Annotated in this window: 19 protein-coding genes and 1 tRNA gene; 8 read left to right on the forward strand and 12 right to left on the reverse strand. The window is 29.4% G+C overall.

The features are described from left to right. Positions 1–66: 66 nt before the first annotated feature. Complete coding sequence (gene gltX / locus ABD766_RS05865; RefSeq protein ID WP_344815793.1) at positions 67–1,584, forward strand: glutamate--tRNA ligase; 1,518 nt, start codon at positions 67–69, stop codon at positions 1,582–1,584. Positions 1,585–1,653: 69 nt separating this feature from the next. Here gltX and ABD766_RS05870 read toward each other — a convergent pair whose 3' ends face one another. The 3 genes from ABD766_RS05870 to ABD766_RS05880 all read right to left on the reverse strand — a co-directional run bounded on the left by ABD766_RS05870 (position 1,654) and on the right by ABD766_RS05880 (position 3,710). After that, positions 1,654–2,322, reverse strand: a complete 669-nt coding sequence (locus tag ABD766_RS05870) for a porin family protein (protein ID WP_344815794.1) — start codon at positions 2,320–2,322, stop codon at positions 1,654–1,656. Positions 2,323–2,351: 29 nt separating this feature from the next. Then, positions 2,352–2,972, reverse strand: coding sequence for a hypothetical protein (locus ABD766_RS05875; protein WP_344815795.1), 621 nt, complete (start codon positions 2,970–2,972; stop codon positions 2,352–2,354). Between the two features lie 78 nt (positions 2,973–3,050). Next, complete coding sequence (locus tag ABD766_RS05880) at positions 3,051–3,710, reverse strand: PorT family protein (protein ID WP_344815796.1); 660 nt, start codon at positions 3,708–3,710, stop codon at positions 3,051–3,053. A 74-nt stretch (positions 3,711–3,784) separates the two neighbouring features. Here ABD766_RS05880 and ABD766_RS05885 point away from each other — a divergent pair, with 74 nt between their 5' ends. Further along, on the forward strand, positions 3,785–4,771 hold the full coding sequence (locus ABD766_RS05885; RefSeq protein WP_298303302.1) for an SPFH domain-containing protein: 987 nt from the start codon (positions 3,785–3,787) through the stop codon (positions 4,769–4,771). A 27-nt stretch (positions 4,772–4,798) separates the two neighbouring features. Here ABD766_RS05885 and ABD766_RS05890 read toward each other — a convergent pair whose 3' ends face one another. From ABD766_RS05890 to ABD766_RS05905, 4 genes are all read right to left on the reverse strand, one after another. Further along, positions 4,799–5,053, reverse strand: a complete 255-nt coding sequence (locus ABD766_RS05890) for a DUF6327 family protein (protein ID WP_298303300.1) — start codon at positions 5,051–5,053, stop codon at positions 4,799–4,801. Between the two features lie 3 nt (positions 5,054–5,056). Further along, the gene (locus ABD766_RS05895; protein ID WP_344815797.1) at positions 5,057–5,407 is read right to left on the reverse strand and encodes a competence protein; all 351 of its coding nucleotides are present in this window, start codon (positions 5,405–5,407) and stop codon (positions 5,057–5,059) included. Continuing rightward, positions 5,407–5,736 (reverse strand): YtxH domain-containing protein, encoded by a 330-nt coding sequence (locus tag ABD766_RS05900; protein WP_298303296.1) that lies wholly within the window; start codon positions 5,734–5,736, stop codon positions 5,407–5,409. The genes ABD766_RS05895 and ABD766_RS05900 overlap by 1 nt, the downstream gene beginning before the upstream one ends. A 348-nt stretch (positions 5,737–6,084) precedes the next feature. Then, a complete protein-coding gene (locus tag ABD766_RS05905; protein ID WP_344815798.1) occupies positions 6,085–7,770 on the reverse strand; it encodes a glutamine--tRNA ligase/YqeY domain fusion protein in 1,686 nt (561 codons plus the stop codon). A gap of 117 nt (positions 7,771–7,887) precedes the next feature. On the opposite strand from ABD766_RS05905, the gene folB reads away from it, so the two are divergent. Both folB and ABD766_RS05915 read left to right on the forward strand, forming a co-directional pair. Then, complete coding sequence (gene folB / locus ABD766_RS05910) at positions 7,888–8,247, forward strand: dihydroneopterin aldolase (protein ID WP_344815799.1); 360 nt, start codon at positions 7,888–7,890, stop codon at positions 8,245–8,247. A 115-nt stretch (positions 8,248–8,362) separates the two neighbouring features. Continuing rightward, positions 8,363–8,433: transfer RNA gene (locus ABD766_RS05915), tRNA-Cys, on the forward strand. Between the two features lie 143 nt (positions 8,434–8,576). Here the strand turns inward: ABD766_RS05915 and ABD766_RS05920 are convergent. The 5 genes from ABD766_RS05920 to rnr all read right to left on the reverse strand — a co-directional run bounded on the left by ABD766_RS05920 (position 8,577) and on the right by rnr (position 12,945). Beyond that, positions 8,577–8,825, reverse strand: coding sequence for a GldM family protein (locus ABD766_RS05920; RefSeq protein WP_344815800.1), 249 nt, complete (start codon positions 8,823–8,825; stop codon positions 8,577–8,579). Then, positions 8,815–9,225 (reverse strand): hypothetical protein, encoded by a 411-nt coding sequence (locus ABD766_RS05925; protein WP_344815802.1) that lies wholly within the window; start codon positions 9,223–9,225, stop codon positions 8,815–8,817. The genes ABD766_RS05920 and ABD766_RS05925 overlap by 11 nt, the downstream gene beginning before the upstream one ends. Then, positions 9,209–9,913: a LysE family translocator gene (locus tag ABD766_RS05930; RefSeq protein ID WP_344815803.1), complete on the reverse strand. Its 705-nt coding sequence runs from the start codon at positions 9,911–9,913 to the stop codon at positions 9,209–9,211. Before ABD766_RS05930 ends, ABD766_RS05925 begins: the two co-directional genes overlap by 17 nt. Positions 9,914–9,997: 84 nt before the next feature. Continuing rightward, positions 9,998–10,666 carry a head GIN domain-containing protein gene (locus ABD766_RS05935; protein ID WP_344815804.1) on the reverse strand — a complete coding sequence of 223 codons (669 nt, stop codon included), beginning with the start codon at positions 10,664–10,666 and terminating at the stop codon, positions 9,998–10,000. Positions 10,667–10,764: 98 nt separating this feature from the next. Beyond that, entirely contained in the window at positions 10,765–12,945 is a 2,181-nt protein-coding gene (gene rnr / locus ABD766_RS05940) for a ribonuclease R (RefSeq protein ID WP_344815805.1), read from the reverse strand. A gap of 109 nt (positions 12,946–13,054) precedes the next feature. Between rnr and ABD766_RS05945 the strand changes: the two genes are divergently transcribed. The 4 genes from ABD766_RS05945 (at position 13,055) to ABD766_RS05960 (ending at position 15,056) form a co-directional block, all read left to right on the forward strand. Further along, the gene (locus ABD766_RS05945) at positions 13,055–13,288 is read left to right on the forward strand and encodes a DUF2007 domain-containing protein (RefSeq protein ID WP_344815806.1); all 234 of its coding nucleotides are present in this window, start codon (positions 13,055–13,057) and stop codon (positions 13,286–13,288) included. A gap of 680 nt (positions 13,289–13,968) precedes the next feature. After that, positions 13,969–14,400 (forward strand): ribose 5-phosphate isomerase B, encoded by a 432-nt coding sequence (rpiB, locus tag ABD766_RS05950; RefSeq protein WP_344815984.1) that lies wholly within the window; start codon positions 13,969–13,971, stop codon positions 14,398–14,400. Next, on the forward strand, positions 14,401–14,736 hold the full coding sequence (locus ABD766_RS05955; RefSeq protein ID WP_344815807.1) for a hypothetical protein: 336 nt from the start codon (positions 14,401–14,403) through the stop codon (positions 14,734–14,736). Beyond that, entirely contained in the window at positions 14,733–15,056 is a 324-nt protein-coding gene (locus ABD766_RS05960; protein ID WP_344815808.1) for a hypothetical protein, read from the forward strand. Before ABD766_RS05955 ends, ABD766_RS05960 begins: the two co-directional genes overlap by 4 nt. The last annotated feature ends 2 nt before the right edge of the window (positions 15,057–15,058 follow it).

Consider the following 15,058-nt stretch of genomic DNA (forward strand, 5'->3'; position numbering starts at 1 on the left):
TTGAAGTTGATGTTGATTTTTGAAGTTGATTCTTGAAAACGTATCTTTGCATCAAATTATAACAAGATGTCTAAACAAGTTCGTGTGCGTTTTGCACCAAGTCCAACTGGACCTTTGCATATTGGCGGAGTAAGAACCGCTTTATTTAATTATTTATTTGCTAAAAAACATGGCGGTGTTTTCTATTTAAGAATTGAAGATACCGACCAAAACCGATTTGTTCCAGGAGCAGAAGAATACATAATGGAAGCTCTGGAATGGTTAGGAATTGCACCAAGTGAAACCGTTGGGAAAAACGAAAAATTTGGACCTTATCGTCAGTCTGAAAGAAAAGATTTATACAAACAATATGCTGACCAATTAATTAATTCGGGTTGGGCTTATTATGCTTTTGACACAGCAGAAGCTTTGGATGCGCATAGAAAACAGCACGAAGCAGAAGGAAAAACCTTTATTTACAACTGGCATAATCGTGAAAAATTAGATACTTCATTAGTAATTTCTAAAGAAGAAACTGATAAGCGAATTGCATCAGGTGCTGATTATGTTATCCGATTTAAAACTCCTGTGAATGAAACGTTGCAATTACATGACATCATTCGTGGCGACATAAAATTTGAAACTAATTTGCTAGATGATAAAGTATTATTCAAATCTGACGGAATGCCAACTTATCATTTAGCTAATATTGTTGATGATCATTTAATGGAAACATCTCACGTTATTCGTGGTGAAGAATGGTTACCAAGTATGCCATTACACGTTTTATTATACAAAGCGTTTGGTTGGGAAGCTCCAGAATTTGCACATTTACCATTGATTTTAAAACCAATTGGAAACGGAAAATTATCAAAACGTGATGGCGATAAAATGGGATTTCCTGTATTTCCTTTAGAATGGAAAACCGAAGAAGGAATTTCATCTGGATATAGAGAAAAAGGATTCTTTCCTGAAGCCGTAATTAACTTTTTAGCGCTTTTAGGTTGGAATGACGGAACAGATCAAGAATTGTTTTCATTAGAAGAATTGGCTGAAAAATTTGATTTAAATAGAGTTCATAAAGCTGGAGCCAAGTTTGATCCTGAGAAAAATAAATGGTTCAATCATCAGTATTTGCAAAAGCAAAGTGATGAAAGTTTGGCTAAAAATTTTAGAAAAGAATTAGAAAAAAACAGCACTTCGACTGCGCTCAGTGTGACAGACGATAAGTTGATAAAGATAGTTTCGTTAATAAAAGAACGAGCCAATTTTGTTTCTGAATTTTTGGAAATGAGTGACTTCTTTTTTGTTGCACCAACATCTTACGATGAAAAAGCAGCTAAAAACTGGAAAGAAGAAACACCAAATTTAATGCAACAATTAATTTCTGTTTTAGAAAATATTGGCGATTTCACTTCAGTAAATATAGAAACGATTGTAAAAGATTGGATGACAAAAAACGAAATTGGTATGGGTAAAGTGATGCAACCTTTCCGATTGAGTTTGGTTGGTGCTTTAAAAGGGCCGCATCTTTTTGATATTGTAGAGTTGATTGGAAAAGACGAAACAATCAAACGATTAGAAAAAGCAATTGCTATATTATAGAAAAAGAAAAGCCCTGAAATTCAGGGCTTTTCTTTTATAAGTTATTGTTTGATTTTTAATAATATAGAATTATTTTCTATTATAAAACCTATAACTCAAAGTCAAACTTAGACTACTTATTTTTCCTGAATAAGGTTTATCATCATTACCTGAGCCCGGCGTAGACACTTGACTTATTGCGCCTAAAACATTTGATAATCCTAAATTATAACGCATATTTATTCTAAACCTATTATAACCGCCTGTTAAACCAAAACCTGTACCATAATTAAATTCTCTTGTATTAGTTAAATCAATACCACTTAATCCACTAGGTGCAAAAAACTCTTGATTGTCAAAACCTTCTTTAGAAGTTGTAGATCCATAAGATGTATACAATCCAAATTGTGGTCCAAAATAAAATTTATCCTCATTTGGTTTTATTAAATAATAGTTTAAATACACTCCAAATTGAATAACGCCTCCCAGTCCAAACTTTTTATTATTCAATTGTGTGTTTTTTAAATTGATATTGTTTTGAACATAAGCAAGTTCAATCTGATAGTTATAAGTTTCATGGTAGCCAGCATTATATCCAACACCTAAAAAAACACCCATTCCTCCTTTTGACGCAATAAAGTCGTTAGTTTTAAAGTCTGCTGAGTTTGTTCCAACTAAAAAGTTCCAACCTTGTGGTTCCTGTGCAAAACAACTCTGTAAAGAGGTAAAAAATAAGATTCCTAAAATAATTTTCTTCATAAATTTTAATTTTAATTTTGATTTATTAGTTAATTTTCATCACATTTTGTGAAAATTGGATTATAGAAAAATCCAGTTATTGAAATAAGGTTGTTTTCACTTGGAGAATCATATTGATTTAAAATCTCCAATAGTTTTGGACAATCTGAAAAGTGATTTCTAATCATGGGCGCCAATTTAACTCTATCGTCAACCTCTCCATCTTTTATTTTAGAGGTAAAACCTACACTCTCAATAATATTATCATCATTATCTATAACGTGCATTTGGTAAAAAGTTCTAGAAAGTGTAATATTATAAGCGGTTGATGTAACAGTCCAAGAGAGACCAATTAATTTTTTATCTTTTTTTTCAGCAAAAACATAATAAATTTCAGGTTTTTTTTTGTTATTTAATTTGAAAGCCTTTAGTGTTGTATTTCCTATACGAGCATAATCTAAATCTTCAAATTTTATATATTTTTCCCATGTCTTTCCAACAAGTGTGTATGAAATTCTTTTATCAATTAAAATTATTTCTGCATTATCATCTCTAATAATAGTTTTATTTCCTTTCTTATCAACTATAAAATTTGTTTGAGAATATGTTGATACAGAAAATAATAATAATAATAAATAAAAACTTTTATTAGTTAAAAAAGAATACTTCATAACGTTTTTGTGTTTAACATAAAAAATTTCCCAAATATTTTATATTTGGGAAATTTTTTACATTTTTTTTTAGTTTTTTTACAAATTAAAAATTATCTGTCCATTAATTGTTCCCAGATTTCCTTTAATACTTTGGTTTCCTGTTAGTATTTTAAAATCATCATTCTTATTCAATTTACTGAAGATATTAGTAAATCCGTATTCATAAAAAATCACTGCACGAACTACTTTACCTCCAGCTGAAAAGCCAGCATAAAAATTTCCGTTGATAGTAGAAACTTCTTCTATTTGTTTTGCTGTAAGTGCTGTACCGTTTAAAATATTATTTTGATCTCTTTCGTTAACAGAAAGCTTGCCATTTATTTGTAAAACAGGACCAAAATCAAAAGACACATGGTTTTCAACAACATTATAACTTAACAATAATCGAACTTGAACGCCTTGTAAATTGAATTCTGTTTCTTTAGCTAATGAAGTTAACGAAGTTGATTCAAGACTAAAATTATTGCTGAAAAATTGCATTCCGTAAATCATGCTCCAATTATTGTAATAATTTCCTCTAACAGAAAGTCCACCTGCAAAACCCATTCCTGGTTTGGCATCAAAATCTGATGTAAATAAACTCGTTTGAGAAACTCCGGCCGACAACCCTATTCTATTTCCATCTCTATTTCTATATTGAGAGAAAGCTAAATTTGTGAAAGCACAAAAAATAAGGATAAAAAATAATTTCTTCATTATTAAAATATTTATTTGTAACAAACATACATTATTCTCGTATAATAACTGTATTAACAAACTAAATATTACACATGGGACCATTTTTGATTGTTTTAGTAGTCTTCGGATTAATTATTTTATTTTCTTCTTTCTTTACAGTAAAGCAACAAACGGCAGTAGTTATTGAACGTTTTGGAAAATTTACAAGTATTAGAAACTCAGGTTTACAACTTAAAATTCCAATTATTGACAGAGTTGCTGGAAGAGTAAACTTAAGAATTCAACAACTTGATGTATTAATTGAAACCAAAACTAAAGATAACGTGTTTATCAAAATGAAAGTTTCGGTTCAGTTTAAAGTAATTCAAGATAAGGTTTATGAAGCATTTTATAAATTAGAATATCCTCACGATCAGATTACGGCTTATGTTTTTGACGTAGTTCGTGCTGAAGTTCCTAAATTAATTTTGGACGACGTTTTCGTTAGAAAAGATGATATTGCTATTGCTGTAAAACGTGAATTGAACGAAGCAATGACAACTTACGGATATGATATTATCAATACATTGGTAACCGATATTGATCCAGATATTCAAGTAAAAAATGCGATGAACAGAATCAACGCTGCAGATAGAGAAAAAACAGCTGCAGAATTTGAATCGGAAGCACAAAGAATTAGAATTGTGGCTAAAGCAAAAGCTGAAGCTGAAAGTAAAAAATTGCAAGGTCAAGGTATTGCTGACCAAAGAAGAGAAATTGCTCGTGGATTGGTAGAAAGTGTTGAAGTGTTAAATTCTGTTGGAATTAACTCACAAGAAGCTTCGGCATTGATTGTGGTTACACAACATTATGATACTTTACAAGCTATTGGTGCTGATACTAACTCTAATTTGATTTTATTACCAAATTCACCACAAGCTGGAAGTGACATGTTAAACAATATGGTAGCAAGTTTTTCTGCTAGTAACCAAATTGGTGAAACAATGAAAAACCAACCAAAACGTGTGAAAACAAAAAATGATCACACTTCAACAGATTTTAATCCAAGTGATACTTCAAATCCAACTGACGAAGTTTAATGAAATTATTCAGATAAAAAAAGAGGCTTAATCGCCTCTTTTTCTGTTTATATACCAATTAATAATATATGGAATTGCTATTTTTAAAAGCGTTCCGTAAGTTCCTGAAAATACCTTTTGATACAGATTTCCAATAAAAGAAACTGATTTTGAAGGTAGAATACTTTCTTTAGTTTTTTCAACGCTTAAAAGCATCTTTTGATAATAGAGTTCTTTTTCAACCTTCAGAATTTCTAACTCTTGCTCAATTTCGGCATAGGACGAATATTTCTTATTTTCCATAATCTAGTCGTTAAAAAATATTTCTGAAAATTTCTCTAAAATTGGTCCTTCTACAATTTTATCTTTTACTAAAAATAATAACAAAGCCAAAATCAAATAGATTCCTGCAACAGCAAGAAATCCTAGTGGATAACTTTGAAATAATTGTCCTAAGGCCATTGCTCCGGCAATAGAAACAAAAAGTAAAACAATCATTAAACACAATGCTATCAAGAAAAACTTGAGCATTAGAGTTGTTGATTTCATAGCCACTTTGAAACCCCAAAGTTTGTAGTAAGCTAAACTGCTTTCTACATAAGCTTTGGCATTTTCTTGAATTGCTTCAGTATTTTCTTTTAATTCTTCAAAAGCCATTATTTCTGAAGTTTTGCGTTTTGCTTTTTTAACTCAGCCAATTTTTCTTCAAGAAAAGTAATTGCTTCTTCTGCTTTGTAACTTGAACTAGAAAGTAAATCCTCAACGGTTTCTTTTAACTCATCTTTAGTTTTAGAAAATTTCTCTTTGGTGTCTTCTTCAAGTGCATCCCATTTTGTTTTGGCTTCTCCTTTTAAGTCATCAAAACCTTCTTTTATTTTTTCTCTAGTTTTTGAACCTTTGTCTGGTGCAAATAAAATTCCTAATCCAACTCCGATTGCAGCACCTGCTAAAATTGCTAAAATGCTATTTCCATTTTTACTTGACATAACTTTTAAATTTTGTTAATAATAAAGTTACGAAATTTTATCGTGTCGTAGTGTTAAATCGTCGTTAAAGAAGTAAAAACCATTTTAAAGCCAAATAACCAACGTTTATTGATGGTTTGGTGAATTATGTTGGTGAATTTTTAAAAATTGATTAAAATTAAAATATAAAAGCCGATTTTGATAGTAAAAAAATATACTTTTTGTTTTATGATAAGTTTTTTCAATAATAGAAAAACCCAACATTTCTATTGGGTTTTATAATAAAAAACTATTTTATTTTTAAAATAGTTTTTGAGATTTAGCTTCGCTGAACTTACGTTTCTCCTTTGTCGAAAAGACAAAATTGGATTATTCTTTACTTTCAACTTTTGCCCAAGTATCTCTTAAGCCAACTGTTTTGTTAAAAACTAATTTTTCTGAAGAAGAATCTTTATCAACACAATAATATCCTAAACGTTGAAATTGAAATCGGTCTCCATCTTTTGCAGAAGCCAAACTTGGTTCAAGATATCCTGTAATAACTTCTAAAGAGTTTGGATTAATGTATTCTTTAAAATCTACTTCTTTATCACCATCAGGATTTTCATGTGTAAAAAGTCTGTCATATAATCGAACTTCAGCTTCAATAGCGTGATTAATTGAAACCCAATGAATCGTTCCTTTTACTTTTCTTTGGCTTGCTTCTGTCCCACTTCCACTTCTAGAATCTTCATCATAAGTACAATGAATTTCAGTAATATTTCCTTCCGAATCTTTTACAACTGATTCACCTTTAATGATATAAGCGTTTTTAAGACGAACTTCTGTTCCTAAAGTTAAACGGAAAAATTTCTTATTAGCTTCCTCTTGAAAATCTTCTCTTTCAATATATAATTCTCTAGAAAAAGGTACTTGACGAAAACCTAAACTTGCATCTTCTTGACTATTTTCTGCTTCTAAACTTTCTTCTTTTCCTTCTGGATAATTAGTAATTACTAATTTCACAGGATTTAAAACCGCCATAACTCTTGGAGCAGTTTTATTTAAATCTTCTCTAACACAGAATTCTAAAAGCGAAACATCAATTAAATTTGTACGCTTTGCAATTCCAATAGTATTAGCAAAATTTCTTATCGATGCTGGCGTATAACCACGTCTTCTCATTCCTGAAATAGTACTCATTCTTGGATCATCCCAAGCGGTAACATGCCTTTCTTGAACTAATTGCAATAATTTTCTTTTAGAAACAACCGTATGCGAAAGATTTCTACGAGCAAATTCACGTTGTTTTGGACGTACTTTAGTACTATCATAAATTTGGTCTAAAAACCAATCATACAATTCTCTGTGAGGTAAAAATTCAAGTGTACAAAACGAATGAGAAATTTGTTCTAAATAATCACTTTCACCATGTGCCCAATCATACATTGGATAAATACACCAATCATTTCCTGTTCTATGATGGTGTTTTTTTAGAATTCGATACATAATTGGATCGCGCATCAACATATTATTAGAAGCCATGTCAATTTTGGCTCTTAAAATATGAGAACCTTCTTCAAATTCGCCATTTTTCATTCGTTCGAATAAATCTAAATTTTCTTCAACTGAACGATTTCTGTATGGAGAATCGGTTCCTGGAGTTGTTGGAGTTCCTTTTTGTTTGGCCATTTCTTCAGACGTTTGGCTGTCTACATACGCTTTTCCATCTTTTATAAACTGAACTGCCCAATCATATAATTCTTGAAAATAATCAGAGGCATAACATTCTTTATCCCATTTAAATCCAAGCCATTCGACATCTCTTTTGATTGCGTCAACAAATTCCTGTTCTTCTTTGGCAGGATTAGTATCATCAAAACGCAAATTAACTGGCGCTTGATAATCAATTCCTAAACCAAAATTTAAACAAATAGCACTCGCATGACCAACGTGTAAATAACCATTTGGCTCAGGCGGAAAACGAAAACGAAGTTTATCTTGTGATAATCCGTTTTTTAAATCTTCTTCTATGATTTGTTCAATAAAATTCAGAGACTTTTCTTCTGTTGACATAATTATTTCGTAATTTTAGCAAAGATAAAAAAGTTTACAGTTTTCGGTTTACAGTTTACAGATTTCTTTTAGAAACTTGTAAATGCGACTGAAAACTGCGACTGAAAACTAAAAAAAATGGGAACAATTAAATTACAGAATATTAGAACTTTTTCCTTTCATGGATGTCTTGAAGAAGAGGGAAAAATTGGTTCAGATTATAGAGTTGACCTCGAAATCAAAACTGATTTACGAAAATCTTCACTAACTGATGAATTGAAAGATACTGTTGATTACGTGCTTTTAAATCAAATTGTAGTGGAAGAAATGGATATTAGAGCCAAACTTTTAGAACATGTAGCGCACAGAATCATCACAAGAATCTTTAAAGAAATCCCTTCTGTTTCTAGAATTGTGTTAGCAGTTTCTAAACTAAACCCTCCTATTGGTGGTGATGTTGAAGCTGTTACTATTGAAATGGAAGAATACAGAAATTAGAAATTCCAATAGTAGAAATTCCAAATTCCAAGTATAAGAAGTATATTTTTTTATTTGGAATTTGGAATTTGCTTTTTGGGATTTTTGTTTTATATTTGCAATCCAATAAATAATTGGCGTCGTGGCCGAGCGGCTAGGCTGGGCTCTGCAAAAGCTCCTACTCCGGTTCGAATCCGGACGATGCCTCAAGAAGAGATACAGAAATGTGTCTCTTTTTTTTATTTTAAATTTTTAGAAAAAATTAATTAAAGTTGTGTTCGAATCCAGACGATGCCACTGAAACCTCCAAGTTTCCTTGAAGGTTTTTTTATTGTAAATTTTTAGAAAAATTAATAAATCTCAATTATTATTGGATTAATTTTACAAATGTTTGCATTAATATTTGCAGTAAATCTTATATCACTTATAACAATTTCATCACCTATCTTAACTCTATTAATTATTTTATTATAATCAATCTCTTTAATACTATTTCCATCAATATGCATTGAACTATATCCTGGTATTTTTAGCTGAAAACTTTTAATACTTAGCCTGATACCAATATTTTTATCTGGAAAACCTAATTTAATATGCATTTAAAAGATTGTTTTTTTGCATTCTGACTTCAAATCCATCAAGATTATTAATTCTTGCTTCGACATTAGTCACATTACGAATTTCAAAAATATGTTTTTCATAAAACTTTTTACCACTTTTTAAAATACCTTTAATACTGATTACAAGTTCTTTACCAGATGAAGGATTAATACTGTAAATATTTTTCTCTTTTTTTATAACACCAATTCCTTCAACTTCAAAAGATTTTGAATTTGGAACATCAATAAAAACTTCATTAAAAATACCTCTGTAAACTAATTTTTTGGTTTTTGGAATAACAAAATCATTATCTGTATGATATATAACTGAAATCGTATCATTTTGACTATAAAATGAAAGTGTGAAAAGGAGAAAAATTACATTAATTATACTTTTCATTTACAACTGGTTCTTTGATTCCGAACTTCTCTTTTATCATTTCTTTTTCTTTTGGGAAGAAACCTTGCGCCATTAAGAAACCACCAAAAATCATTAGAATAATACTTATAACTCTTTTTATCTTGTAAATATTGTGCGGTGTCATTCTTGATTTTAGTTGTTTGGCAACCATAATTTTTATGATATCAACAGCGAAATAAGTAAGGATAATACAAGCTATAAAAAGTATAATTCTATTGGTTTCCATGTTAAGTTTTGGACCAAAAACAATGATGATTCCCATCCAAAAAGCAAGTACTCCAATATTGATAAAATTTAGTAGAAATCCTTTAAAAAATAAACCTAAGTAGTTGTTTTTTTGAATATTATCATCTTCAAGTTCTTCATCAAGTTGTTTTTTGTAACTCTTTTTTTCTTTTACATAAGAAATGATTCCGTAAGCCAACATTACAGCGCCACCAAAGATAAATAAACCTGGATCGTCTTTAAGTTTTTCAAGTATTTGATTGGTAGAAAAATAAGCAATAAGTATGAATACGAAATCGGCAAAAACTACTCCAAAATCAAAAACCATTGCTGCTCTAAATCCTTTTGTAATACTAGTTTCAAGAAGTACAAAAAAAACTGGACCAACAGTAAATGCAAGTAAAATTCCCCAAGGTATGGCAGATAATATATCGTTTATCATTTAAAAAGTTTATGGATTTGAAGTTTAAAAGAATAAACTTTGCTTCATCAAATATCTAACTTTTATTCTGAAAAACAAAAAGTACTAATCATTTCCTTCTTTAATCGTTCCGCCAGCAACAATTTTTTGATTGATTTGTTTTGGTTTACCGTAGATTCTAATATCACCGCCAGCACGAACTTTAGCATCAACCAAATCAGTTGCATAAACATCGGCATCGCCACCAGCATTTGCAGTAATTATAGTTTGACTAGTTTTAAGTCTTTCAGCTTCATAGATTCCACCAGAATTGATTAAAACATCTTGATTTTTAGCAGTTCCAGAGATTGAAATAGTAGAACCATTAGCAACTCTAACAGTTAATCTATCTACATTAATTTTGATTTTAATTTGCGATCCTTCTTTTGCAATGATATCAAAAGTGGTGGATTTAAATGTAGATTCAGAAGAAATTCTTGAACCTTCATTTGCTTCTAATGCATCTATATTTTTATAATAAACCGTTGCCGAAATATTATCACCTGAAAGCATTTTTGTTAAACGCATTCTGATTTTCAACTCTCCATTTTTATTTACAATTTCAACATCTTCTGAACCTGAACCGTCAACAACTACTTTATTTTCATCAGAAGGAATTAGTAAAACTTCAATTTGATCAAAAGAAGTTACTTTATTAAAATCACCAACACTTTTTTCTGTTTGTGAAAACGCGATTGAACTAATCAATAAGAAACTACAAATTATTTTTTTCATGATGTTTTTTAATTAAAGACAACAATAAAATAGAATTGTTACAGTAAAAGATAAAAAAAAATTACTGAACACTGGAAACTGAAAACTGAATACTAATTTTACTCATTCTTTCTTAAAAAAGTAAAGTCTAATTGTTTTTTAACCAAATCAGCATTCTTTACTTTAACGTAAACTTCGTCGCCTAATTGTAGTAAACTCTTAGAAATTTCACCAACTAAAGCATATTGTTTTTCATCAAATGTGTAATAATCATCTTTAATTTCACGAATTCTACACATTCCTTCGCATTTATTAGAAATGATTTCTACATAAATTCCCCATTCGGTTACACCAGAAATTACACCCAAAAACTCTTCGTCTTTGTGATCTTGCATGTATTTAATCTGCATGTATTTAATCGAATCGCGTTCTGCATTTGTAGCTAAACTTTCCATATTACTAGAATGTTCGCATTTTTCTTCAAATTCTTCTGCAGAAACCGATTTTCCGCCATCTAAATAATATTGAAGTAATCTATGTACCATAACGTCAGGATAACGTCTAATTGGTGATGTAAAATGACTGTAATAATCGAAAGCTAATCCGTAGTGACCAATATTTTCTGTTGAATATTTAGCTTTACTCATTGTTCGAATAGCTAACGTATCAATTAGATTTTGCTCTTTTTTACCATTTACATCTTCCATTAATTGATTTAAAGATTTAGAAATGTTTTTGTTATCACGTAAATCCAATTTATAACCAAATTTCATAATCAAAGCTTGCATTGCAAAAAGCTTGTCTTCATTAGGTTCATCATGAATTCTATACACAAAAGTTTTCTTTTGTTTTCCAATAAATTCTGCCACTTTTCTATTAGCTAGAAGCATGAATTCTTCAATTAAATGATTAGCATCTTTCGAAACTTTAAAGTAAACACCTTCTGGTTCGCCTTTTTCATCTAAATTAAATTTTACTTCTACTTTATCAAATGAAATGGCTCCGGCGCTCATTCTTTTTCTACGAAGAATTTTTGCTAATTCATCTAATTTTAAAGTAGCTTCTGTAATTTCATCGGAAGCTTTGTATTCCTTTCCAGTTAATGAAATTTCAGCTGGAATTGTAGAAGATTTGGTTTCAATAATCACTTGCGTTTCTTCATAAGCAAAACGTTGGTCGGAATTGATAACCGTTCTACCAAACCATTGATTTAAAACAGTTGCTTTATTATCAATTTCAAAAATGGCTGAAAACGTATATTTTTCTTCATTTGGACGAAGTGAACAAGCAAAATTGGATAAAACTTCGGGTAACATTGGCACTACTCTATCAACTAAATACACCGAAGTTGCTCTGTTATAAGCTTCATCATCAAGAATAGTTCCTTCTTGCAAATAATGTGAAACATCGGCAATATGAATACCAATTTCATAATTTCCGTTTTCTAATTTTTTGAACGATAAAGCATCGTCAAAATCTTTTGCATCTTTTGGATCAATTGTATAAGTTAAAGTATCGCGCATATCACGACGCTTTGCAATTTCTTCTGGATGAATCGCAGTGTCTAATTTTTGTGCAAAAACTTCTACTTCTACAGGAAAATCATAAGGTAAACCATATTCAGCAAGAATCGCGTGAATTTCGGTATCGTGTTCTCCTGGTTTTCCTAAAACATTGATTACTGAACCAAAAGGTGAATCGGCTTTCTTTGGCCAATCTTCAATTTTAACCACAACAACATCACCTTGTTCAGCTCCATTATATTTATCTTTTGGAATAAAAATATCAGTGTACATTTTAGCATTGGCAGTAGTTACAAAAGCAAAATTCTTTTGAATATCAATAACTCCAACGAATTCTGTTTTAGCTCTTTCTAAAACTTCAATTACTTCGCCTTCTGGTTTTTTACCACGACGACGGTTGTAAACATAAACCTTAACTTTATCTTTATCTAAAGCGTGATTCAAATTATTTGTTGGAATAAAAACATCATCTTCAAATTCATCGCAAATAAAATAAGCGGTTCGTCGAGAAGTCATATCGATCGTTCCTTCGTAGTAATCTTGCGAAACAGCTTTTACTAAATATTTTCCTAGTTCACTTTCAATAATTACTTTTTGAGCAGCTAGAATTTTTAAATCTTTAATAATTTCGTTTCTACTTTTAGTATCGTTTAATTCAAGAACAGCACATATTTGCTTGTAATTGAATGGTTTATTGGCATTTTGTGATAGTATTTTTAAAATCTTTTCAGAGAAGGTTTTCTCTTTTTTTCCAAACTTTTTGGGGAATTTACTCATAATCTTTTTCTTAATAAGGTTTAAAATTAGTGAATAGTAATTAGTAAATAGTAATTAGTAGAGAGATTTATCGAAAATATAACTTTTGTATCTTTATAAAAAAATAGAAATGTCTGAATTTATAACTGTTGCTACATTTAATTTTGCTCACGAAATCATAGTTCTAAAATCAATTTTAGAACATGAAGGAATTCCGTATTTATTTCAAAATGAAAATTTAATAGCTGTCGATCCATTAGCAAGTTATGCCTACGGCGGAATTGATTTAAAAGTACATCCTAACGATGTAGAAAAAGTAAAAGAGATTTTAAATAATTTAAATACCAATTTAGAAATAGTATAGTCTATTCTCTATATTCTATTTTCTTTTCTCTAAAAATTTGAAAGTTTTCAACACATATTAAAAACAACAAAAAGAAAATTTAAATTTAAATTAATTTATGATGGTTATTATAGCGTGTTAATTTGTACAATAACTTTAAATTTTAAAAGTTGATTTTCAAGTTATATTTTTTTATACCGATTTATCAACATAGTTTTAAGAAAGTAAATCATTCATTTTGAAGTAATTTTTAGATTTCATTAACAGTTGTTAACAAGTAAAAAAGCAAACATTTTGTAGATAACTTTGATTGTTAATTTCTGTTGAAAAAGTACTTTCTTATATTGATAACTTTTCTAAAAATTCACGAAACTAAATTTGGATTTTTAATACCAATTTTTGATTACAATTAATTTACATACAACCAAGAAAAACTTCTAAATTTCTATTCAAAGTTGTTAACAATTGATGTTAACTTAACGTTAACTGATTATCAACGAATTACAAATCACTATTAACAATGTAAAATTTTAACATTTGAATTAAATAAAATGTAATGATTTACAGCTACTTATAAATATGTCTTATTAACAATATTTGCTTAACGTAAGCAAATCAAGCAGTTATATTTTTATAAAAATGAAATGGAAATACAAATAAGAATGACTAAATTTGTTTCCACAACTACAACTCAAATTAATATGAAAATCTCAATCGGAAACGATCACGCAGGACCAGATTACAAAAAAGCAATTGTTCATTATTTGATATCAAAAGGACACGAAATTTTAAACCATGGAACCGATACTTTTGATAGTGTAGATTATCCAGATTTTGGTCATCCTGTTGCTACAGATGTTGAATCAGGAAAAGCCGATTTAGGAATAGTAATTTGCGGAAGCGGTAACGGAATTGCAATGACTGCTAATAAACATCAAGGAATTAGAGCAGCTCTTTGTTGGACCAAAGAAATTTCGGCGCTTGCGCGCCAACACAATGATGCAAATGTGGTAAGTATTCCGGCGCGATTTACCTCTATTCAACAAGCAATAGAAATTGTTGATACTTTTTTGAATACTGATTTTGAAGGAGGAAGACACGCTACAAGAGTTGATAAAATTAGTTGTTCTTAAATGAATAAAATTGAAAAATTAACTGATGAACAATTAATTAGTTTATTCCAAAATCAGAATATTGATAAGGAATTAAAAAAATCAATAATAACTGAAATTGACAGAAGAGATTTAGAGAAAATAACTTCTGTTAATAAAGAAATTGATTTTGAAACTAAAATTTCAATAATGTTTACAAGTTATTTTTCTTTTAAAAAACATTTAGAAAAATCATCACAATTATTAAGTCAAGGAAATAAAAAAGCATACAAACAATATTGGAGATTTTTTATTTTTGGAATTCTATTTTACACGATAATGCTACTCATTGCAGCAAAGTATTTTATAAAACATTGAAAGATAATTTAATTCATATAAATCAAACCATTTCTAACTCTAAAAAAGTTGCTTTTTTAACTTTTTTGGTTGCCTCTATTTTGTTGCTAATATTTTATTTCACAGAGTTTAACGGAATGATTTATTTTAGTTTACTCTTTATTGTTGCGGCATTTTTTGTTAATACTTATCAGTTTGTTACATTATTTTTTCAATTAAAACAAAAACAAATAACAAATCAAATTCTTCTAACTCTTGGAATTATGTTATTAAACATTCCTATAGGATATCTATATGTAGAAATTGGTTTAAAAATATATTCACATTCCAATCCAAATTAATA

The organism is Flavobacterium cheonanense (assembly GCF_039539185.1).
Lineage (GTDB): Bacteria > Bacteroidota > Bacteroidia > Flavobacteriales > Flavobacteriaceae > Flavobacterium > Flavobacterium cheonanense.

Coding starts and splice junctions, on each gene's coding strand:
- gltX (WP_344815793.1), top strand. CDS start 67: ATGTCTAAACAAGTTCGTGTGCGTTTTGCACCAAGTCCAACTGGACCT.
- ABD766_RS05870 (WP_344815794.1), bottom strand. CDS start 2,322: ATGAAGAAAATTATTTTAGGAATCTTATTTTTTACCTCTTTACAGAGT.
- ABD766_RS05875 (WP_344815795.1), bottom strand. CDS start 2,972: ATGAAGTATTCTTTTTTAACTAATAAAAGTTTTTATTTATTATTATTA.
- ABD766_RS05880 (WP_344815796.1), bottom strand. CDS start 3,710: ATGAAGAAATTATTTTTTATCCTTATTTTTTGTGCTTTCACAAATTTA.
- ABD766_RS05885 (WP_298303302.1), top strand. CDS start 3,785: ATGGGACCATTTTTGATTGTTTTAGTAGTCTTCGGATTAATTATTTTA.
- ABD766_RS05890 (WP_298303300.1), bottom strand. CDS start 5,053: ATGGAAAATAAGAAATATTCGTCCTATGCCGAAATTGAGCAAGAGTTA.
- ABD766_RS05895 (WP_344815797.1), bottom strand. CDS start 5,407: ATGGCTTTTGAAGAATTAAAAGAAAATACTGAAGCAATTCAAGAAAAT.
- ABD766_RS05900 (WP_298303296.1), bottom strand. CDS start 5,736: ATGTCAAGTAAAAATGGAAATAGCATTTTAGCAATTTTAGCAGGTGCT.
- ABD766_RS05905 (WP_344815798.1), bottom strand. CDS start 7,770: ATGTCAACAGAAGAAAAGTCTCTGAATTTTATTGAACAAATCATAGAA.
- folB (WP_344815799.1), top strand. CDS start 7,888: ATGGGAACAATTAAATTACAGAATATTAGAACTTTTTCCTTTCATGGA.
- ABD766_RS05920 (WP_344815800.1), bottom strand. CDS start 8,825: ATGCATATTAAATTAGGTTTTCCAGATAAAAATATTGGTATCAGGCTA.
- ABD766_RS05925 (WP_344815802.1), bottom strand. CDS start 9,225: ATGAAAAGTATAATTAATGTAATTTTTCTCCTTTTCACACTTTCATTT.
- ABD766_RS05930 (WP_344815803.1), bottom strand. CDS start 9,913: ATGATAAACGATATATTATCTGCCATACCTTGGGGAATTTTACTTGCA.
- ABD766_RS05935 (WP_344815804.1), bottom strand. CDS start 10,666: ATGAAAAAAATAATTTGTAGTTTCTTATTGATTAGTTCAATCGCGTTT.
- rnr (WP_344815805.1), bottom strand. CDS start 12,945: ATGAGTAAATTCCCCAAAAAGTTTGGAAAAAAAGAGAAAACCTTCTCT.
- ABD766_RS05945 (WP_344815806.1), top strand. CDS start 13,055: ATGTCTGAATTTATAACTGTTGCTACATTTAATTTTGCTCACGAAATC.
- rpiB (WP_344815984.1), top strand. CDS start 13,969: ATGAAAATCTCAATCGGAAACGATCACGCAGGACCAGATTACAAAAAA.
- ABD766_RS05955 (WP_344815807.1), top strand. CDS start 14,401: ATGAATAAAATTGAAAAATTAACTGATGAACAATTAATTAGTTTATTC.